Annotated in this window: 20 protein-coding genes and 3 tRNA genes; 10 read left to right on the top strand and 13 right to left on the bottom strand. The window is 34.8% G+C overall.

Annotated features, from left to right (window positions below; all coding sequences use genetic code 11):
* Positions 1-162: 162 nt before the first annotated feature.
* The 5 genes from OLM57_RS09485 to OLM57_RS09505 form a co-directional block, all read right to left on the bottom strand.
* Positions 163-525 (bottom strand): hypothetical protein, encoded by a 363-nt coding sequence (locus tag OLM57_RS09485; RefSeq protein WP_264563463.1) that lies wholly within the window; start codon positions 523-525, stop codon positions 163-165.
* A gap of 105 nt (positions 526-630) precedes the next feature.
* On the bottom strand, positions 631-2,244 hold the full coding sequence (locus OLM57_RS09490) for an FAD-dependent oxidoreductase (protein ID WP_264563464.1): 1,614 nt from the start codon (positions 2,242-2,244) through the stop codon (positions 631-633).
* 549 nt (positions 2,245-2,793) lie between these two features.
* Positions 2,794-2,876 (bottom strand) — tRNA-Leu (locus OLM57_RS09495).
* Between the two features lie 42 nt (positions 2,877-2,918).
* Positions 2,919-2,991 (bottom strand) — tRNA-Lys (locus tag OLM57_RS09500).
* A 38-nt stretch (positions 2,992-3,029) separates the two neighbouring features.
* Positions 3,030-3,102 (bottom strand) — tRNA-Lys (locus tag OLM57_RS09505).
* Positions 3,103-3,228: 126 nt separating this feature from the next.
* Here OLM57_RS09505 and OLM57_RS09510 point away from each other — a divergent pair.
* Complete coding sequence (locus OLM57_RS09510) at positions 3,229-3,747, top strand: shikimate kinase (protein ID WP_264563465.1); 519 nt, start codon at positions 3,229-3,231, stop codon at positions 3,745-3,747.
* Here OLM57_RS09510 and OLM57_RS09515 read toward each other — a convergent pair.
* Together OLM57_RS09515 and OLM57_RS09520 are read right to left on the bottom strand one after the other, a co-directional pair.
* Positions 3,739-4,239, bottom strand: a complete 501-nt coding sequence (locus OLM57_RS09515; protein WP_264563466.1) for a phosphoribosyltransferase family protein — start codon at positions 4,237-4,239, stop codon at positions 3,739-3,741. The two genes, OLM57_RS09510 and OLM57_RS09515, sit on opposite strands and share 9 nt — an antisense overlap.
* Positions 4,240-4,332: 93 nt before the next feature.
* On the bottom strand, positions 4,333-4,722 hold the full coding sequence (locus tag OLM57_RS09520) for an RNA-binding S4 domain-containing protein (protein WP_264563467.1): 390 nt from the start codon (positions 4,720-4,722) through the stop codon (positions 4,333-4,335).
* A gap of 78 nt (positions 4,723-4,800) precedes the next feature.
* Between OLM57_RS09520 and OLM57_RS09525 the strand changes: the two genes are divergently transcribed.
* Complete coding sequence (locus OLM57_RS09525) at positions 4,801-5,856, top strand: FKBP-type peptidyl-prolyl cis-trans isomerase (RefSeq protein WP_264563468.1); 1,056 nt, start codon at positions 4,801-4,803, stop codon at positions 5,854-5,856.
* A 176-nt stretch (positions 5,857-6,032) separates the two neighbouring features.
* On the opposite strand, the gene OLM57_RS09530 is transcribed toward OLM57_RS09525, so the two are convergent.
* From OLM57_RS09530 to OLM57_RS09555, 6 genes are all read right to left on the bottom strand, one after another.
* The gene (locus OLM57_RS09530) at positions 6,033-6,986 is read right to left on the bottom strand and encodes a transketolase family protein (protein ID WP_264563469.1); all 954 of its coding nucleotides are present in this window, start codon (positions 6,984-6,986) and stop codon (positions 6,033-6,035) included.
* Positions 6,987-7,103: 117 nt separating this feature from the next.
* On the bottom strand, positions 7,104-7,958 hold the full coding sequence (locus tag OLM57_RS09535; RefSeq protein WP_264563470.1) for a transketolase: 855 nt from the start codon (positions 7,956-7,958) through the stop codon (positions 7,104-7,106).
* Between the two features lie 147 nt (positions 7,959-8,105).
* Positions 8,106-8,537, bottom strand: coding sequence for an OsmC family protein (locus OLM57_RS09540; RefSeq protein WP_264563471.1), 432 nt, complete (start codon positions 8,535-8,537; stop codon positions 8,106-8,108).
* 5 nt (positions 8,538-8,542) lie between these two features.
* Positions 8,543-8,857 carry a rhodanese-like domain-containing protein gene (locus tag OLM57_RS09545; RefSeq protein ID WP_264563472.1) on the bottom strand — a complete coding sequence of 105 codons (315 nt, stop codon included), beginning with the start codon at positions 8,855-8,857 and terminating at the stop codon, positions 8,543-8,545.
* A gap of 6 nt (positions 8,858-8,863) precedes the next feature.
* Positions 8,864-9,142, bottom strand: coding sequence for a rhodanese-like domain-containing protein (locus tag OLM57_RS09550; RefSeq protein WP_264563473.1), 279 nt, complete (start codon positions 9,140-9,142; stop codon positions 8,864-8,866).
* 248 nt (positions 9,143-9,390) lie between these two features.
* Positions 9,391-9,831 carry an endo-arabinase gene (locus OLM57_RS09555; protein ID WP_264563474.1) on the bottom strand — a complete coding sequence of 147 codons (441 nt, stop codon included), beginning with the start codon at positions 9,829-9,831 and terminating at the stop codon, positions 9,391-9,393.
* 204 nt (positions 9,832-10,035) lie between these two features.
* Between OLM57_RS09555 and tgt the strand changes: the two genes are divergently transcribed.
* The 8 genes from tgt to OLM57_RS09595 all read left to right on the top strand — a co-directional run bounded on the left by tgt (position 10,036) and on the right by OLM57_RS09595 (position 19,131).
* Positions 10,036-11,166 (top strand): tRNA guanosine(34) transglycosylase Tgt, encoded by a 1,131-nt coding sequence (gene tgt, locus OLM57_RS09560; protein ID WP_264563475.1) that lies wholly within the window; start codon positions 10,036-10,038, stop codon positions 11,164-11,166.
* Positions 11,167-11,254: 88 nt separating this feature from the next.
* Positions 11,255-12,343, top strand: a complete 1,089-nt coding sequence (locus OLM57_RS09565; protein ID WP_264563476.1) for an LptF/LptG family permease — start codon at positions 11,255-11,257, stop codon at positions 12,341-12,343.
* Positions 12,330-13,214, top strand: a complete 885-nt coding sequence (locus OLM57_RS09570; RefSeq protein WP_264563477.1) for a DMT family transporter — start codon at positions 12,330-12,332, stop codon at positions 13,212-13,214. Before OLM57_RS09565 ends, OLM57_RS09570 begins: the two co-directional genes overlap by 14 nt.
* Positions 13,215-13,350: 136 nt before the next feature.
* A complete protein-coding gene (locus OLM57_RS09575) occupies positions 13,351-14,304 on the top strand; it encodes an acetyl-CoA carboxylase carboxyltransferase subunit alpha (protein ID WP_264563478.1) in 954 nt (317 codons plus the stop codon).
* Positions 14,305-14,444: 140 nt separating this feature from the next.
* Positions 14,445-15,989, top strand: a complete 1,545-nt coding sequence (dnaB, locus tag OLM57_RS09580; RefSeq protein ID WP_264563479.1) for a replicative DNA helicase — start codon at positions 14,445-14,447, stop codon at positions 15,987-15,989.
* A gap of 442 nt (positions 15,990-16,431) precedes the next feature.
* On the top strand, positions 16,432-17,103 hold the full coding sequence (locus tag OLM57_RS09585) for a sensor histidine kinase (RefSeq protein ID WP_264563480.1): 672 nt from the start codon (positions 16,432-16,434) through the stop codon (positions 17,101-17,103).
* Between the two features lie 3 nt (positions 17,104-17,106).
* Complete coding sequence (locus OLM57_RS09590; RefSeq protein ID WP_264563481.1) at positions 17,107-17,772, top strand: response regulator transcription factor; 666 nt, start codon at positions 17,107-17,109, stop codon at positions 17,770-17,772.
* 96 nt (positions 17,773-17,868) lie between these two features.
* A complete protein-coding gene (locus OLM57_RS09595) occupies positions 17,869-19,131 on the top strand; it encodes an asparagine synthetase B (protein ID WP_413614325.1) in 1,263 nt (420 codons plus the stop codon).
* Positions 19,132-19,197: the final 66 nt, after the last annotated feature.

Below are 19,197 nucleotides of genomic sequence, written 5' to 3' on the forward strand. Positions count from 1 at the left end.
AAAAATTCCCAATATTATTACATATTAGCTATGAAATAATATTAGGAACTTCTAATGATTTAGCAACTTTTCCTTAATAGTTTATGCTATACTTGCAAAGAAATGTTTTGCCTATCTTTTGCTTGCTTTTTTAGCTGCCATTATATTGACAAATCATAAGAGTTAGAATTGTCTTGGGTTGTTTTCTGGATAAAATTCCTCAGAGGTTTTATCAATTTCATCATCTTCTTTTTCGTTGTCTTCTTCTAAATCGTCCAGATTGTTGAAGTCATCACTTTCATCCTCTTCGTCATCATTAGTAATAGGGTCATCCTCATCAATTACTCGTTTTTCATTTGGGATGTTCTCATTTCGAGTGTAGCCATTTACTGAATAGTTATCATCTTCAATTGGGTCTTCTAAATATTCAATTTCATACACCCTTTTATTTAAAAAATTTCTTTCCGTAGAAACAAGGGTATTTTCATTTTCTTTGTAAAAACCTCGTTTAACTTGTCCGTAATTTTGTTTGATGCTTGTTTTCATGGTACTATATTTAATATTAGTTATTTTTTTGGTGTAAAACTACTTTGGGACTTTATGTGAATAATTTGCTCGATTTTTTTAGTTCAAATTTCACAAATGTGCTATTTATTCAGAATCTAAAAAAGACTGATCTTTCGTCATTATTTTTTTTAAATTGGAGATTGCCGGACCATTTATTAATTCACCATCAATGGTAAAACGCGAACCGTGGAGAGGGCAGTCAAAAGTCTTTTCATCATCATTCCATTGTACTATCGCTCCTAAGTGAGGACAAACCGCTGAGCAGATATGAAGATTATTCTCTTCGTCACGATATACTGCGGCCTTTTTTAACCCTGACGAAATAATTCCGCCTTGCCCAAGTTTTAAATCAGCTACTTCTTTTGCGTCTCCTTCAGTAAACCAGTCTCCATATTGTGCCAGCATGTTTCCAACTTCGTGCAAATAATCGCCTGTAGTTTTTAATGTAATACGTGACGGGCTGTAGATTTTGATCCAAGGATTTTCTTTTCCCGTGATAATATCAGAGATAATCATTCCGCCAAGTGTTCCGTATGTTATGCCATTTCCCGAATGACCAGTAATGATATAAATATTCTCATCACCAGGATTCTTGCCAATGTAGGCCAATGAATCAATAGGCTCTAGTACTTGACCTGACCATTTGAATTCAGTAGCACCAATAGCAGGAAAATGGTTCTTCGTCCAATTTTCCAGTTTAGTATAACGGTCTTCTTCGTTGCTATCCTTCTCGTCTGTCTGCCCAGTACGATGGTCTTCTCCGCCTGCAATCAACAAGTCATATTGGTCATTTAATTCTTCTAAACGAACATAATGATAGGGTTTCGATATCCATTTTGAGTTGCTGTCGCCTGTGTCCCACCACAATGCATAAGGAAGTGTTCCTTTAGGCACTTTGGCTGCTATCACATAGGTTCTATAAGGCCATTGTTTGGTGTGCATTGTTACCCAGTCATTTATGGGTGTGTTAGTAGCAACTACAATATGATTTGCTTTTATTGTAAAACCGTTTGCAGTAGCTCCTTCGATGGTAATGTTTTCTGCTTTTGTTTGAGTGTAAATTTCTCCGCCTAATTGTATAAAAGCAGTTGCCAACCCTTTGAGATAAAGGAGTATGTTAAATTGTGCCTGATCTGAAAATTTAATACACCCCTTTCCATCTTCGTTTGCAATAGACGGAACGGAATCCAGCATCTCGGTAATAAGACCCGCACGTTTTGTAGCTTCGTATTCTTTTTCTAATGTTTCCTTGGTGTCTGATGGATGTAAGAACAAATAACCATCCACTCTTTTAAAATGGCAATTGATTTTATGTTCCTTTATGGTGTTTGCTATCCATTCAATAGCTGTCATATGACTATCGGCAGCTAATTGGGCAGTTTCTCCATCAAATGTTTTTTCTAATTCGGAATAATGTGCGTCAAGGGCACAAGTAATATGAGCTGTAGTCCGCCCGGTTTCACCGCTTCCAATAAATTTGTCTTCTAACAGAATTACTTTACGTCCCTCTTTTGCAAGGCAATACGCGGTAGTGAGTCCAGAAATACCACCGCCTACAACTAAAATATCAGTACTTACATTCTGTTTCAGTTTTTCGAAAACTATTGGTTTTACCACTGAGGAAAACCAAAAAGACGTATTATTTGCCGAGGTGACAATATCATCTTCGGGTACGGATGCGTGATTTGAAGCTTTCATTTGAATGTCTTTTACAGTATTTGTTATACATATAAAGATATTCTAAGCTGAATTTTAGTGTGTTACATAATTTTATGGATAAGTTGTATCATTCGCAGACTTGTTAGTTTTTTTATTCAATCTATATCTCATCACAATTCTTTTTATAAAAAAAAGTTGTTATTGTTTACATATTGCTGCTAAAATGATTCTTTTTTAAAAAAAGAGCTTCATTTTTCTAATAATGAATTATAAATTAACAGCTGAGTTTTCTCAAACAGTGTGCTTTGGAGTAATTACTTTGAAACCAACTACTTTAAATCTTGTATAAAAGAGTCTGAAAGAATCATAAATTATTATAAAATTACAATATCATTTGATTTTAGATAATAATTGAATAAATATTGATTCATTAGAAAGCAGGGATTTTAAAATAAGAAGTGTCTTAAGTGGAGCATCAAAAGCCAAAGTTTGTTTTGATGTTTTTTGTGTATTAGATCTATTGATAATTTTGTCTAACAATAAAAAGCCTGTAAAATTAATGCTTTACAGGCTTTTTTAATTTTCTTGTGACCACGGTGGGATTTGAACCCACACGCCCTTGCGAGCACCAGCCCCTCAAGCTGGCAAGTCTACCGTTTCTCCACGTGGCCTTAAAAAAACAAAGGTCAAGTAATAAATTACTCGACCTTTTGTGACCCGACTGGGGCTCGAACCCAGGACCCCATCATTAAAAGTGATGTGCTCTACCAACTGAGCTATCGAGTCATTGCTTCAAAAAACTTATGCTTTGATCACATAATTTGTGACCCGACTGGGGCTCGAACCCAGGACCCCATCATTAAAAGTGATGTGCTCTACCAACTGAGCTATCGAGTCATTTCGTTTCTTGAATGCGGGTGCAAATATAAGGACTTTTTTTCGAAGTTTCCAAGCTATTTTATTATAAATTTGTCTTTTTTAATCAAAAACTCTTAACGCCTTAGTACGTAAGGTCTTATTCAAATGAAAAAAATTATATTATTAGGGTATATGGGTTGTGGGAAGTCTACAATCGCCAATAAGCTTTCGGGAATGATTGCTATTCCATATGTTGATTTGGATGAATTTATCGAAAAAAAAACAAATTTGTCGATAAAACAAATTTTTGAAAACCACGGCGAAATCCATTTTAGAAAATTAGAACATACTTATTTTATCGAGTTATTAAATAGTCCCGACGAAATTATTATCGGTTTAGGAGGAGGTACTCCGTGTTATGCCAATAATCATGAATTGTTAACAGGTGATCAGGTGACTTCTATTTATCTAAAAGCATCAATTGACACTTTATATAATAGATTGGTGTCCAATAAAAGCAAACGACCACTTATAGCAAATAAAAGCGAAGAAGAAATGAGAGAGTTTATAGCCAAACATCTTTTTGATAGAAGCTTCTATTACAATCACGCACAATACAAAGTGAATGTGGATGATAAATCAATTGAAGAAACAGTAAATGATATTTTAAATCTATTAGCTTAAACTGGCATAGCTACCACCATTGTTATCAAATACAACATCAACGTGTTCCAATAAAGAAGTAGAAAGCGAGATTCCTTTGAAATCGGCTTTAATCGGAAATTTTTTGTGGTTTCGGTCGACAAGAACAACGGTTTTAAACTTTTTCAAAGGAACGTCCAGAAAATGTCTTACCGCATATATTAATGTAGTTCCAGAACTCAATACATCATCAACAAGTATTAAGCCTTTACTGCTGTATTGTTCCTTTGTTAAGGAAGTGGTTATTGGCAGTTCTGGATTATGTTTGTTGATGTGAACCTCACAAAGCGAAATTTTGGTAGGCGAAATAGTGGATAATACTTGAGCAATCTTTTCAGCAAAAATAAAGCCGTTTGATGTAATTCCCGCAATCACAATTTCATCTTCTTCCACAAAAGTCTCATAGATTTGATAAGCAATTCTTCTGATGGTGTGCTCTATTTGTTGATTGGTAAGAATTATATTTTTGCTCATGGCCTATTGTTATTTTATTTTTCAAAGATAAAAAAGTTAGATGAATTTTGTGAGATTAAATTTAATTCCAAATCGGAAATTAAAACTAAAAAGTTAGTCAGTCTCATCATCGGTTTTAATTTCGTTTCCAAATTCATCAATATCTCTTCGGTCTTTTTTGGTTGGTCTTCCTGTACCGGTTTTTCTATAATGCTCTTTGGATAATTTTAGTAATTCTAAGTGTGCATAAGCTTCGGCAGGAGTCTCATTTTTTCGATACATATCAACAAGTTTGGCGCCAACACGATTATCCGGAATATCAAGCACGGTGATGATTTGTGTGATTTGATCTTTTCTAAAAGTAATCTTATCGGTAGGAAAAACTTCCTTCGATGGTTTGGCTACAAGACCATTTACGGTAATGTGATTTTTTTTGCAGGCCTCAGTTACCATATTTCTGGTTTTATAATACCGAACGCACCATAAATATTTGTCTATTCTCATGAATTTTCTAAAATCGAAGTTAAATGTGTTAACAAAAGTAAATCATTAATGTATATTTGCCGCCTAAACCTATGTATAATGAGCAAAATTAAGTTTTATTTTATTTTATTGATTGCCACAATTGCAGTAATTTCATGTAATAAAGATGATAATAGTGTTACACCAACCCCTGTTAAACCTTATGCTGAGCAATATCCCATCGATAGTTTAGCAATAAACACCTATTTAAAAACAAATTATTTCACAGTATTAAATCATCCTGGTTTTCCAGATGATCAAGATGTTACTATTACCAAGATAACCCCTACAGGAAATCAGCCTTCTATTTGGTCGTATTTAAATAGTCCTACTTTGCCAAAACTCTTAAGTAGAGAAGTATACCATAATAAAATTACCTATAAAATTTACTATTTAGTTATAAAAGAAGGTGTAAAAGATGCTAACGGTATTGGTGGTGAATCTCCTTGTAATGTTGATGCTGTTTTTACAGGTTATAAAGGAACGTTACTAGATGGATCTGTTTTTGATTCTTCAAATAATGGACAATTACAATTTAATCTAGATGGTTCCAATTCAAATGGTGGAGTTGGTGTTTTTGTAAAAGGATGGAGCGAAATTTTTCCTCAATTTAAGACAGGAACATATACTTCAAAAAATGATGGGACAGTTGTTTACAATGATTTTGGTGTAGGAGTAATGTTTCTTCCTTCTGGATTGGGATATTATAATGCCTCACAAACAGGAATTCCGGCTTATTCTCCTTTGGTATTTAGTATTAAGTTGTATGCTTTAAAAAGAATAGATCACGAATTTAAATATGTCGGTACAATTGCAGTTGCAGAACCCGATGGTATTCCTTCTTATCTTGAAGATATAAATAGAGATGGTTATGTTAGGACTACATCTCAATTACCACCGGGAGATTTAAATCCAGATGATTCTGATAAAGACGGAACCCCAGATTTCTTAGATTTTGATGATGATGGTGATAATTATGCGACAAGAGGAGAAATCAAAGATACAAATGGGAACTATTACCCTTATGATTTAATTCCAGATTGCTCTGGAAATATACCTACGGATATAAAGAAAAAAAGGCATTTGGATGCATCTTGTCATTTTATGAATCAATAAAAAGCAATAAATAATATTAAATCCCATTTCTCAGTTTGTCTGGTAATGGTTTTTTTTTATGTGATCAATTACTAAAGATCAGTTTGGCTTTTCAATCAAACTACAAAGATAAACCCATAAAAAATCCCATCTCATTTTTCAAAACGAGATGGGATTTTATATTTTAAAGAGAAAAATTACTTTCTTTTGATTACTCTTTCTACAGCTTCAACAATCGCTTGATTGTTTAGTTTGTATTTTTCCATTAATTGTTCTGGTGTTCCAGATTCTCCAAAGCTATCATTTACCGCTACAAACTCTTGTGGAGCCGGTTGGTGCAATGCCAATACTCTGGAAACGCTTTCTCCAAGACCTCCAAGAATGTTATGCTCTTCGGCAGTAACAATACATTTGGTTTTGGCTAATGATTTTAGAATAGCTTCTTCGTCTAGTGGTTTAATGGTGTGAATGTTGATTACTTCGGCAGAAATTCCTTTGGCTTCCAAAGCTTCGGCAGCAATAAGAGCTTCCCAAACCAAATGCCCTGTTGCAACAATGGTTACATCAGTACCTTCACTTAAAAGAATTGCTTTCCCAATTATGAAAGGTTCGTCAGCAGGCATAAAGTTAGGTACAACTGGACGTCCAAAACGCAAATAGGCTGGACCATGATGATCTGCCAATGCTAAAGTAGCCGCTTTGGTTTGGTTGTAATCACAAGTGTTGATTACTGTCATTCCAGGCAACATTTTCATTAATCCAATGTCTTCCAATATTTGGTGTGTAGCTCCATCTTCTCCAAGAGTCAATCCTGCGTGAGAAGCGCAAATTTTTACATTTTTATCAGAGTAAGCAACCGATTGACGGATTTGGTCATAAACTCTTCCGGTAGAAAAGTTTGCAAAAGTTCCTGTGAAAGGAATTTTTCCTCCAATAGTTAATCCTGCAGCGATTCCAATCATGTTTGCTTCTGCAATTCCAATTTGGAAAAAACGTTCTGGGTGATTTTTCTTGAAATCATCAAATTTTAACGATCCAATTAAATCAGCACAAAGTGCCACAACGTTTTCATTCTTTTGACCCAATTCAGTCATTCCCGCTCCAAAACCCGAACGAGTATCTTTACTTCCTGTATTTGTATATTTTTTCATTTTCCTCCCCTAACCCCTCCGAAGGAGGGGAATTCCTATTAGGGTGAATAGGGTTTTTATATTTTTTATTTTCTCAATCTGTAGCTATTCCTCCCCTTCGGGGAGGCTAGGAGGGGATTAATAGTCTTGTTCGCCACCTCTATTGTAGTTCTGAGCCAAAGCATTTTCCAGTTGTGCATCATTAGGCGCTTTTCCGTGCCAAGCATGACTGTACATCATGAAGTCAACTCCATTACCCATTTCGGTATGCAATAAAACACAAACTGGTTTTCCTTTTCCGGTTCTTGATTTTGCATCTGTCATTCCGGCAATAATAGCCTCGATGTTGTTTCCTTCTTTTATTTCAAGAACATCCCAGTCAAAAGCTTCAAATTTAGCCTTAAGATTTCCCATGTTCAAAACTTCGTCGGTAGTACCGTCAATTTGTTTTCCGTTAAGGTCGATAGTTGCAATAACATTGTCTACTTTTTTGGCAGATGCGTACATAATTGCTTCCCAGTTTTGACCTTCTTGCAACTCACCGTCACCGTGAAGGGTGTACACGATATGGTTATCACCATTTAGCTTTTTAGCCTGAGCCGCACCAATTGCTACAGATAATCCTTGTCCCAATGAGCCAGAAGCAATACGTACTCCAGGTAAATTGTCATGCGTTGTTGGATGTCCTTGTAATCTGGTATTGATCAAACGGAAAGTAGCCAATTCCTTTACCGGAAAATAACCGCTTCTTGCCAAAACGCTGTAAAATACAGGCGAAATATGTCCGTTTGAAAGGAAGAATAAATCTTCTCCAATTCCGTCCATGTCAAATCCTTCTTTGCGATCCATTAGATTTTGGTACAAGGTTACAAGAAATTCTGCACATCCTAGAGAACCTCCTGGGTGACCTGAATTGACAGCATGAACCATTCGAAGAATATCTCTTCTTACTTGGATAGTTAAATCGTTTAATTGTTGTGTGTTAGGCTTCATTTTGTGTGTAAAAGTTAAACTGCTGCAAAAGTAATTTTTATTTTGCTGTAAGTCAAATGATTTTTGGATTACTTGATAAAGAAAAGAATAGAAATGTAGAAAGCCTCAAAAGAGGCTTTAGTATAAAATTATAAATTCGATTGAAACTTAAAAATTTATAACAGGTATCAATGTAATTTTTGATTTTATGGAATTGGATACCAAACAAGCAGCTTCCGATTTTTGTAAAACTCTTTCGGCTCTGTCTTTGTCAGATTCTTTTGTAATTATTAGTGTAGGTTCAAGTATTACTTCGGTTATTAAAAATTTACCATCTATTTGTTCTAGTTTGCCTTTTGATTTACAATTAAAACTAATGAATTCTAATTTTGAATTTTCTGCAATAGCCAAAAAAGTAGTCATAAAGCAACTGTTTACGGCTGCAGTCAATAAATGTTCTGGTGACCATATTCCTTCTATTCCTTTTGGAAATTCTGGAGGAGTGGCTACTTCAATAGTTTGTTGGAGTTCGGGTGAAGAAATTTTACCTTTTCTGTCTGAAGTCCAATTTAGGTCTACATTGTAATAGTGTGCTTCCATTTTTTTTAGATTTTATTGTTGAGACTGCTCCATCCGCCGCCGTTATGAACATCGTTATATCCATGTGTTTTAAGGATACTTTTGGCCGATGCGCTTCGCATTCCCGAAGCACAACAAGTGATAATGGTTTTGTTTTTGTCTTTCAGTTGAGTCAGACTGTTTTTTAAAACATCTACAGGAATGTTTATGGAACCTTTGATGTGTCCGCCTGCAAATTCGCCTTTGCTTCTTACGTCTAGAATAATAGCGCCTTTTTTGACAAGATCGGCGTAGTCTACAGTTGCTCCGAAACCGAATAATTTTTTGAGTGTGTTAATCATTGTTTTTTATTTTGATTGGTAGTAATTTACATCTAGCCAAGAACCGCCATTGTAACAGTCGATTCCTTTTTGAGAAAGATAATGTTGTGCTTGTCCGCTTCGGTTTCCGGAGGCGCAACAAAGTACTAATGGAGCTTTCAGGTTCTCAATTTCTTCAATTCGGTTTTGTATTTCGCCCAATGGAATGTTGATGGAGCTCACAACATGGCCACCCATAAATTCTTCATGAGTTCGTACGTCTACAATTGTGCCTTGTTTTTCTTTAATTATGTTTTCTAGTGTCATTTTTTTGGAATAAAATTATTTTGATGATGCAAAAATATGATAAGGATTAAGACTATACAGTAACTTTTGTTACATAGGTTTTTTTAATGGCTAAATTTTTAAGATTTTGAACGTTAATCTTTTTCAAAGTTTAAAACTTTGAAAAAGATTTGATTATAAAAGACTAAGAGGTTAAAAGATAATAGTTTGAATTTATTTGTGAGAGATTAAAATTAAATTCAAAAAACACATCTTATAGTTTTTTTTATCTACTCGGTTTTATAAGCATGAATAGATTGTCCTACAAGTTTCCAATCGCCATTTATTTTTTCTAGTAATCGAATCTCATGCGAAAAGGTTTTCTTGCCATCTTTGGCAATCGATACTTCGTCATGGCTGACCCAAGCATTATCGTCGTGAATGCTCATTTTATAATTTGAATTTATCGAAGTGCCACCACTTGCATTCACAATAGGTTTTATAATAGCGGCTGGAGGTACTTCAAAAGTCTTACCATCAGCAGTCGAAATCAAAATTTTGCTATAAGGCTGAATATGCCAGCAGGCAGCATGTGCTTCACTATCGCCCAATCTCCAAGTGGAAGATTCTTTTTCAAGGAGGCTTTTAATAGCTTCTTCATCATTGACTGTAGGTTTGCAACTCAACAAAAGTAAACTTGGAATAAGAATCAGGGCTAATTTTAATTTCATGATAGTATGGTTTTGTTTTAAAAGAAGTTTAAAGATACGTTTTTCGGGAATGTTTTTTTTAAGCAAATTAAGTAAAACAAATAAAGTATGTGAATCGAAAAAATAAGGTAAAAATAAATACTGAAACATTTTTAATTTAGTAATTATCAAATTTTGAAATTAACCTATCTTTGCCGACCCGAACAATAGGGAAAAAGAACGTTTATGAAGTTTGATTTATTAAAAACAGATCCGCAATCGAAAGCACGTGCGGGAAGTATTACTACAGATCACGGTGTGATTGAAACACCAATTTTTATGCCTGTTGGTACGGTTGCGTCGGTAAAAGGGGTGCATCAACGGGAATTAAAAGAAGATATAAACCCTGATATTATCCTGGGAAATACTTACCATTTGTACTTGCGTCCGCAAATCGATATTCTCGAGAAAGCGGGTGGATTACATAAATTCATGAATTGGGATCGCAATATTTTGACCGATTCTGGCGGATATCAAGTGTATTCGCTTTCGGCTAACCGAAAAATCAAGGAAGAGGGAGTGAAGTTTAAATCGCATATCGATGGTTCGTACCATGTGTTTACGCCAGAGAATGTGATGGAAATTCAACGTAGCATCGGGGCCGATATTATCATGGCTTTTGATGAATGTACGCCTTATCCTTGCGATTACCGCTATGCACAGCGCTCGATGCACATGACCCACCGCTGGCTGGACCGTTGCATCAACCACTTAGAGAAAGTGCCGGTGAAATATGGTTACGACCAAACTTTTTTTCCTATAATACAAGGAAGTACGTATAAAGATTTAAGACGACAATCGGCAGAATATATTGCCAATTCCAATCAGCAAGGTAACGCCATTGGCGGACTATCGGTAGGAGAGCCTGCCGAAGAAATGTACGCCATGACCGAAGTGGTTTGCGAGATTCTGCCCGAAGACAAACCCCGTTATTTGATGGGAGTTGGGACGCCAATTAATATCTTGGAAAATATCGCTCTTGGAATTGATATGTTCGACTGTGTGATGCCTACGCGCAACGCCAGAAATGGTATGTTGTTTACGGCTAACGGAACGATTAACATAAAGAATAAAAAGTGGGAAGCCGATTTTTCTCCCGTAGACGAAATGGGAATTACCTTTGTAGATACCGAATATTCTAAAGCGTATTTGCGTCACCTTTTTGCTGCCAACGAATACTTGGGAAAACAAATCGCCACGATACACAATCTTGGTTTTTATATGTGGTTGGTTTGCGAAGCTAGAAAACATATCTTAGCTGGCGATTTCAAACCTTGGAAAGAAATGATGGTGAAAAACATGAGCCAACGACTGTAAAATAATTATGAATTATAAGTTATAAATTATGAGTTAGCTTGTCGCCCATAATTCATAACTCATAATTCATAACTCATAACTTCAAAATATGCTAACAATAATAGATAAATACATTCTAAAAAGATACTTGGCCACTTTTGCGGTGATGCTTTTGTTATTTGCCCCTATTGGGATGATTATTGACATCTCGGAGAAGATCAATAAAATGATTGAGAACCAGGTACCAGTCTTGAAAATTGCCATTTATTATTATCATTTTACGATTTATTTCATGAATAACCTCTTTCCGATATTCTTGTTTATATCGGTAATTTGGTTTACTTCAAAATTGGCCAATGACACCGAAATTATTGCTATTTTAAGTTCGGGTATTTCGTTTACACGATTCATGAGGCCTTATATTATAGGAGCTTCGATTATATCGGTTATTGTTTTGCTAATGGGGTTTTGGGTTATTCCAATTTCGAGTGAAGGATACAATAATTTTAGGTATACGTATTTGAGGAACAATGGCAAGGCGCTGATGCAAGGCGATAATACAGACGTGTACAGACAAATCAGCGATAAGGAGTTTATCTATGTAAACAGTTTTAACAATGAGACGCAAATGGCGTTTAATTTTTCGCTGGAACATTTCGAAAAAGAAAAGTTAGCCTACAAAATTACCGCCAGTAGAATCAAATGGAATCCAAAAGACAAGACCTATTCCTTGTTTGACTATACCAAAAGAATGGTAGAACCTTTGGGCGACAAGATTGAAAAAGCACCGGAGAAAAAGATGAAGTTCAGCTTTGAGCTTCAGGATTTGGCACCAGTAGTGTATATTGCGGAGACATTGAGTCTGGGCGATTTGAATGCTTTTATAGATAAGGAAAGAAAAAGGGGTTCCTCCAATATCAATGTATATTTGGTGGTGCTGTATAAAAAATACAGTGTCCCGGTTTCGGCATTTATATTGACAATAATTGCTGTTTCTGTGTCTTCTATGAAACGAAGAGGCGGGATGGGAGTGAATCTCGCTATTGGTATTGCTGTTGCGTTTTCGTTTGTGTTTTTTGATAAAATTTTCGGAGTTCTTGCCGAAAAATCTGCGTTTTCACCTTTGTTGGCAGTTTGGTTGCCTAATATAGTTTTTGGAATTTTAGCTGTTTACCTATTACGAAATGCGAAACGATAATTTAAAATCATACCTCAATTTACATTTAATTGTTTTTATTTGGGGATTTACAGCCATTTTGGGCGCCTTAATTACTATTCCAGCCAATTTTTTAGTGTGGTATCGTATGCTTTTTGCGGCCGTATTTATTGCCATTTTTCTTGGAGTCAAGAAGAAATCTTTTCAGGTATCGCCCAAATCATTTGTAAAGCTGGTGGTTGTCGGGCTTTTGATTGCGCTGCACTGGATTTTCTTTTTTGAGGCAATAAAAATTTCAACGGTTTCTATAACCCTATCGGTTTTTTCGTTGGGTGCTTTTTTTGCATCCTTATTGGAACCCATATTTTATGGACGAAAAGTACTTTGGTACGAAGTGTTTTTTGGATTGGTGATTATAGCAGGATTGGGGATGATTATGAATGTGGAGATTCATTACCTCAATGGAATGCTTTTGGCTTTGGTTTCGATAATATTGGGTGTGCTGTTTACTTTAATGAATGGAAAATTAATAGAACAACACGATCCGTCTGTGATCTCTTTTTATGAATTTGCGGCCGGTTTTTCTTTTATTACACTCTATTTTTTGTTTCAAGGAAAATTCACTGCTGATTTTTTTGTGTTAACAACCAAAAATTGGGTTCTTATTTTGGTTTTGTCTTCCATTTGTACCGCCTATGCATTTACGGCATCGGTCAAAGTCATGCGAAGACTGTCGCCTTATACCGTAATGCTAACTACCAATTTAGAGCCGGTTTACGGAATAATTCTTGCTTTTTTCATCATTGGCGGTAAAGAAAAAATGAGTACAGAGTTTTATATAGGTGCCATTATTATTGTGATAACGGTTCTCTTAAACGGAATTATAAAACACTACAGAAAAGAAGATCAATAAGTAAGAAGGAATGTAAAACTGGAAAAGTGTATTTTTTTATACTTAAACAAAAAAATAAGTTTAGAACGATATTAAATTTTATATTTGCAGTTCCAAATCAAAAAAATAAAAACAATAATAAATACGCACAAATCCTATGGAATATTTAGATTTTGAGCTTCCTATAAAAGAACTTGAAGAACAATTAGATAAATGTGTTGTTATTGGGCTAGAATCTGATGTTGATGTTACTAATACATGTAAACAAATCAACAAAAAACTGGAAGAAACCAAAAAACAAATTTATAAAAACTTAACCGCTTGGCAACGTGTACAATTATCAAGACATCCGAGCAGACCTTACACTTTAGATCATATAAAAGGACTTTGCGGAGAAACTTTTTTAGAACTTCACGGTGACAGAGGTTTCAAAGATGATAAGGCCATGATTGGTGGTTTAGGAAAAATAGGCGGACAATCTTTTATGATTGTCGGACAACAAAAAGGATTCAATACAAAGACACGCCAGTACAGAAACTTTGGGATGGCCAATCCAGAAGGTTACAGAAAAGCATTGCGTTTGATGAAAATGGCAGAGAAATTTGGTATTCCAGTAGTGACTTTAATTGACACTCCGGGTGCATATCCGGGATTGGAAGCTGAAGAGCGAGGACAAGGAGAAGCTATTGCCAGAAATATATTTGAGATGGTACGTCTTAAAGTTCCGATTATTACAGTAATTGTTGGTGAAGGCGCATCGGGCGGTGCATTGGGAATTGGTGTTGGAGACCGCGTTTATATGTTGGAAAATACTTGGTATTCTGTAATTTCACCTGAATCCTGTTCCTCCATTTTATGGAAAAGCTGGGACTATAAAGAACAGGCTGCCGATGCTTTGAAGTTGACTTCTGCCGATATGAAAAAACAAAAATTGGTAGACGATATTATTCCGGAACCTTTGGGAGGTGCTCATTATGATAGACAGACAACTTTTACAACTGTAGAGCAATACATCATGAAAGGATTCAATGAACTTAAAGATTTATCAACAGAAGAATTAATAGCTCAGAGAATGGATAAATACTGTAAAATGGGCGAATACAAAGAGTAAAATCTTACTTTTATAAACTTGATCCGAAGCCTTATAGTTTCGGATTTTTTTTTGGTTATAAACAAAAAACAAGTACTTATAAACAATTATTAGTTATAACTCAATAGTGATTTTTTTAGAATTTTAGTTACTTTCGTTACATGGAAAATTTCAAGAATATAAGTCCAATTAAGGTGGATAAAACAACTATAATAAACCTTGAAAAAGGAAAATTACCTCCACAGGTATTGGAGCTGGAAGAGGCTGTACTTGGGGCAATGATGATTGATAAGAAAGGAGTAGATGAGGTAATTGATATCCTGCAACCCGATGCATTTTACAAAGAAGCGCACAAGCATATTTTTGAAGCAATTGTTCAGTTATTTACAGATACACAGCCAATCGATTTATTGACCGTTTCGGCTCAACTTAGAAAAAATGCAAAATTGGATTTGGCTGGCGGTGATTTTTACTTAATTCAGCTGACTCAAAAAATTTCTTCCTCGGCACACATTGAGTTTCACTCTCGAATTATCCTTCAAAAGTTTATTCAGCGAAGTTTGATACGGATTTCATCTGAAATTATCGAAGATTCGTATGATGAAACTACCGATGTATTCGATTTATTGGACAAGGCAGAATCAAAATTATACGAAGTTACACAAGGAAATATCAAACGTAGTTCTGAAACCGCTCAAAGTTTAGTGCTACAGGCCAAAAAGCGTATTGAAGAAATAGCCGGTCAGGAAGGTCTTTCTGGTGTGGCAACCGGATTTGATAAATTGGATAAATTAACATCGGGCTGGCAGCCAAGCGATTTAATTATTATTGCTGCGAGACCAGCAATGGGAAAAACGGCTTTCGTATTGTCAATGGCAAGAAATATAGCCATTGATTATGGTCATCCGGTAGCATTGTTTTCTTTAGAGATGGCGTCAGTTCAGTTGATAACAAGGCTTATTTCTTCAGAAACAGGTTTGTCATCCGAAAAATTGCGTACCGGAAAATTAGAAAAACACGAGTGGGAACAATTGAGTACCAAAGTAAAAAATTTGGAAAAAGCACCTCTTTTTATTGATGATACACCTTCACTTTCCATATTTGATTTAAGAGCCAAATCTAGACGTTTGGTTTCTCAACACGGTATAAAAATTATTATTGTAGACTATTTGCAATTGATGACTGCCGGAGGAAATGGTAAAGGTGGCGGAAATAGGGAGCAGGAAATCTCGACTATTTCCCGAAATTTAAAAGCATTGGCAAAGGAATTGAATGTTCCGGTAATTGCACTTTCGCAATTGTCCCGTGCCGTTGAAACGCGTGGATCGAGTAAAAGACCTTTGTTGTCAGATTTAAGGGAATCGGGAGCGATTGAGCAGGATGCCGATATCGTATCGTTTTTATATCGTCCCGAATATTATAAAATTGATGAATGGGATGACGATGAGGCTTCTCCAACTGCTGGTCAAGCAGAGATTATGATTGCCAAACACCGAAATGGTAGTATAGAAAACGTTCGTTTGAAGTTTATCGGACATTTGGGTAAATTTGACAATCTCGAAGATTATAGTGGCAATTACGATGATTTGCCTTCGAGTATGAATCAAGATGAAAGTTCCTTTATTACCAAAAATTTGCCATCACCCAATGAAGCTTTTGGAAGTACTTTTAACGACGATGACGATGACGGAGATGTTCCTTTTTAATCTTAACTAAAAAATGAATCAATATAAAATACAATATATTGGTTCATTTTTTTTTAAAGGCTTTTTTGGGTCCAATGTTAAACGGAATCCTTAAAAATTTAAATCATTGATGTCAAATGTTTTATGATTTATTACATGAAATTTTCTTATGTTTGTATAGGACTTGAGAATGAATCCTTTAGTTTATTTGAAAAAATTTTTAAACTTTTTAAATTTTTATTTTTGATCTAAATCTTATTTTACTTCTTTTTTTAATATTTTGGTAAGGGTGTAAAGAAAATATTTTTATTAGGTAAATGATTTAATAAAATTTATTTTTGACGTTTAAAGTCTAAAATAAACTACGAAATGTATCTTTTTTGGTTATTATAAAGTAAATTATTATTTTTTGTTAAATTATTCAGATCATTAAATTGAATTTATTTTTTTAATTTTTTTGCATATGGAAAAGGAGATTAATTTTTTGGATTTGAAATCGATTAGCCAAAAGAACCAATTGGAGGCGCTGATTGTTACACTTGAATCGGATAGAAAAAGAGTTGCTCAAGACTTGCATGACGATATAAGTTCAAAACTGAATGTTGTTTCCTTAAATTGCCACCTTCTGAATACCCCCAATTTAAGTCAAAAAGATATTACGGAAATCACTAAAACTATTATTGAGTACACTTCAAAAGCTTTGGAAAGTTCAAGACGAATTACCCATACTTTGTTGCCGCCAGTGTTGGAACGATTCGGTCTCCATTCCGGAATTGAGGAACTTTGTATGGATTTGAACAATAAAAGTGGAGTTGTTGTACATTATACAAATAATTTAAAATTTGATTTTAAAGAGAATTCTAATCACATTCATATTTATAGAATTCTTCAGGAATTAGCAAAAAATTCAATTCAGCATAGTGAAGCAACTTCTATTTCTATACTCTTTGACATTGTAAACGATAGAAGAACTTGTATCTATTCAGATAACGGAATTGGTCTTGATATCAATGAATTAAAAAACAGTAAAGGTCTTGGAATGAAAAAAATAGCGAGTAGAGTTGCGATACTTGAGGGTAGTGTTAGTGTAGAATCATCTTTGAATAAGGGTATGACTGTTGTTTTTAATTTCTAGATTATGAGTGAACCTATTAAAATTGTTTTGGTTGATGATGAAGTTCTTTTCAGGAAAGGGATTTCTTTTTTATTGGGTAGAGAAGAAAACATAGAAGTCATTTTTGAAGCATCGGATGGTATGGAATTGCTTAGCTTTCTCAGAAGCAGTACTATTAAGCCTGATATAGTCATTATGGACTTGAAAATGCCATTGCTCAATGGAATAGAAGCTACAAAGATCATGCACAGAGACTTTACCGATGTAAAAATTATTGCTTTGACGAGTTATGATTCCAAATCGTTTATTGCCAATATGATAGATGTTGGAGCTGTTTCTTATTTGATAAAAAATGCTACACCACAAGAACTGTTAACAACGATAAATCAAGTAGCAACCAAGGGTTTTTATTATTCGGATTATGTTCTGGAAATTATTCAAAATGATATTGTTTCCAATAAAAAATCCAAATGCAGTTTGGATAACAATTTTATTACTTCTCGCGAACTTGAAGTATTGCAGCTTATTTGCAAACAAAAAAGTACTGTAGAAATTGGGGAGAAGTTATTTATTAGCCCCAGAACGGTTGAAGGACACCGAAATAATCTATTACTCAAAACCGAATCCCGAAATGTTGCCGGTCTGGTTGTATACGCCATTCAGAACCAAATTGTGTCAATTGATATATAATGGAATTGTTAAAAAAATAACATTGCATTATTATAGGATGATAAAATGAAGTACCTTCGATAACTAACTTTATCTTTGCTTTAAATTAGTTTTATAATGATGCACAAAAGAGTATTTTTTATATTTATTTTTATTATTTCACTTACTTCCAGGGCTTCTTTTATTTTGTTGCCAATGGATGAAACTACCCAACAAAATCATCTTAAGGCTTATGGGATTACCTATTGGTGCTTAGCCAAAAACTATAAAGCCAGTTGGTTACTCAATTACCGCGGCGGTTCTTTTTTATTACCTGATGCTGAAGAAATTCGTAAAGAATGTCAAATTCGAGGCGTGAGTTTTGAAATACTGTCTGACAACGAAGAAGCATCTATTTTAAATGAAATTTCTAGTCCATCTCAAAACATGGAAACAGTTATTCTGGAGAAAGCACCAAAGATTGCAGTTTATACACCCAAAGGGAAACAACCCTGGGACGATGCCGTAACTCTCGTTTTGACCTACGCCGAAATACCATTTACTCCTATTTATGACGAAGAAGTCTTGAGTGATCAATTAATATTATATGATTGGTTGCATTTGCATCATGAAGATTATACCGGGCAGTATGGAAAGTTTTACGGTGCCTACAAAAATGTACCTTGGTATATTGATCAAAAGAGAGAGGCCGAGGCCCTAGCCAAAAAATTAGGTTACGAAAAAGTATCTCAAGAAAAAGGGGCTGTTGCCAAAAAAATACGTGATTTTGTAATTGGAGGCGGATTTTTGTTTGCCATGTGTTCTGCTACAGATAGTTTTGATATTGCTTTGGCAGCAGATGGAGTCGATATTTGTGAACCCATGTTTGATGGAGATCCTAGTGAAGCCAATTATCAATCGAAACTAAATTATAAAAACACATTTGCTTTCAAGGATTTTATATTGGAACGAAGACCGGAGCAATATGAGTTTTCGGATATTGATATGACGCTAAAACGAAAAGTCCCAATGGAAAAAGATTATTTTACTTTGATGGATTTTTCTGCTAAGTGGGATTTTATTCCAAGCATGTTGTGTCAAAATCATACTCAATTGGTAAAAGGATTTATGGGGCAAACAACAGCTTTTGATTCTGAACTTATAAAGTCGAATGTTTTGGTAATGGGAACTTGCGAACTAAATGGTGAAGCACGATACATACATGGTGAAAAAGGGAAAGGAATGTTTACTTTTTATGGAGGTCATGATCCTGAAGATTTTCAGCATCAAGTCGGAGATCCGGCAACAGTTTTAGACTTGCATCCTAATTCTCCAGGTTATCGTTTAATATTGAATAATGTTTTGTTTCCTGCAGCCAGAAAGAAAAAACAGAAAACGTAAAATATAAAATCCAAATCCCAATAGTATAATCAGGATTTGGATTTTTTTACTTATAATACTTTTAGA

Origin of the sequence: Flavobacterium sp. N3904 (assembly GCF_025947305.1) — a bacterium.
Classification (GTDB): domain Bacteria; phylum Bacteroidota; class Bacteroidia; order Flavobacteriales; family Flavobacteriaceae; genus Flavobacterium.

Bases quoted from the DNA above. Each gene is read 5' to 3' on its own strand.
- OLM57_RS09575 (WP_264563478.1), top strand. From the start codon at position 13,351: ATGGAATATTTAGATTTTGAGCTTCCTATAAAAGAACTTGAAGAACAA.
- OLM57_RS09490 (WP_264563464.1), bottom strand. From the start codon at position 2,244: ATGAAAGCTTCAAATCACGCATCCGTACCCGAAGATGATATTGTCACC.
- OLM57_RS09530 (WP_264563469.1), bottom strand. From the start codon at position 6,986: ATGAAAAAATATACAAATACAGGAAGTAAAGATACTCGTTCGGGTTTT.
- OLM57_RS09595 (WP_413614325.1), top strand. From the start codon at position 17,869: ATGATGCACAAAAGAGTATTTTTTATATTTATTTTTATTATTTCACTT.
- OLM57_RS09545 (WP_264563472.1), bottom strand. From the start codon at position 8,857: ATGATTAACACACTCAAAAAATTATTCGGTTTCGGAGCAACTGTAGAC.
- OLM57_RS09485 (WP_264563463.1), bottom strand. From the start codon at position 525: ATGAAAACAAGCATCAAACAAAATTACGGACAAGTTAAACGAGGTTTT.
- OLM57_RS09555 (WP_264563474.1), bottom strand. From the start codon at position 9,831: ATGAAATTAAAATTAGCCCTGATTCTTATTCCAAGTTTACTTTTGTTG.
- OLM57_RS09550 (WP_264563473.1), bottom strand. From the start codon at position 9,142: ATGACACTAGAAAACATAATTAAAGAAAAACAAGGCACAATTGTAGAC.
- OLM57_RS09535 (WP_264563470.1), bottom strand. From the start codon at position 7,958: ATGAAGCCTAACACACAACAATTAAACGATTTAACTATCCAAGTAAGA.
- OLM57_RS09540 (WP_264563471.1), bottom strand. From the start codon at position 8,537: ATGGAAGCACACTATTACAATGTAGACCTAAATTGGACTTCAGACAGA.
- OLM57_RS09570 (WP_264563477.1), top strand. From the start codon at position 12,330: ATGCGAAACGATAATTTAAAATCATACCTCAATTTACATTTAATTGTT.
- OLM57_RS09590 (WP_264563481.1), top strand. From the start codon at position 17,107: ATGAGTGAACCTATTAAAATTGTTTTGGTTGATGATGAAGTTCTTTTC.
- OLM57_RS09520 (WP_264563467.1), bottom strand. From the start codon at position 4,722: ATGAGAATAGACAAATATTTATGGTGCGTTCGGTATTATAAAACCAGA.
- OLM57_RS09565 (WP_264563476.1), top strand. From the start codon at position 11,255: ATGCTAACAATAATAGATAAATACATTCTAAAAAGATACTTGGCCACT.
- OLM57_RS09585 (WP_264563480.1), top strand. From the start codon at position 16,432: ATGGAAAAGGAGATTAATTTTTTGGATTTGAAATCGATTAGCCAAAAG.
- OLM57_RS09525 (WP_264563468.1), top strand. From the start codon at position 4,801: ATGAGCAAAATTAAGTTTTATTTTATTTTATTGATTGCCACAATTGCA.
- dnaB (WP_264563479.1), top strand. From the start codon at position 14,445: ATGGAAAATTTCAAGAATATAAGTCCAATTAAGGTGGATAAAACAACT.
- tgt (WP_264563475.1), top strand. From the start codon at position 10,036: ATGAAGTTTGATTTATTAAAAACAGATCCGCAATCGAAAGCACGTGCG.
- OLM57_RS09515 (WP_264563466.1), bottom strand. From the start codon at position 4,239: ATGAGCAAAAATATAATTCTTACCAATCAACAAATAGAGCACACCATC.
- OLM57_RS09510 (WP_264563465.1), top strand. From the start codon at position 3,229: ATGAAAAAAATTATATTATTAGGGTATATGGGTTGTGGGAAGTCTACA.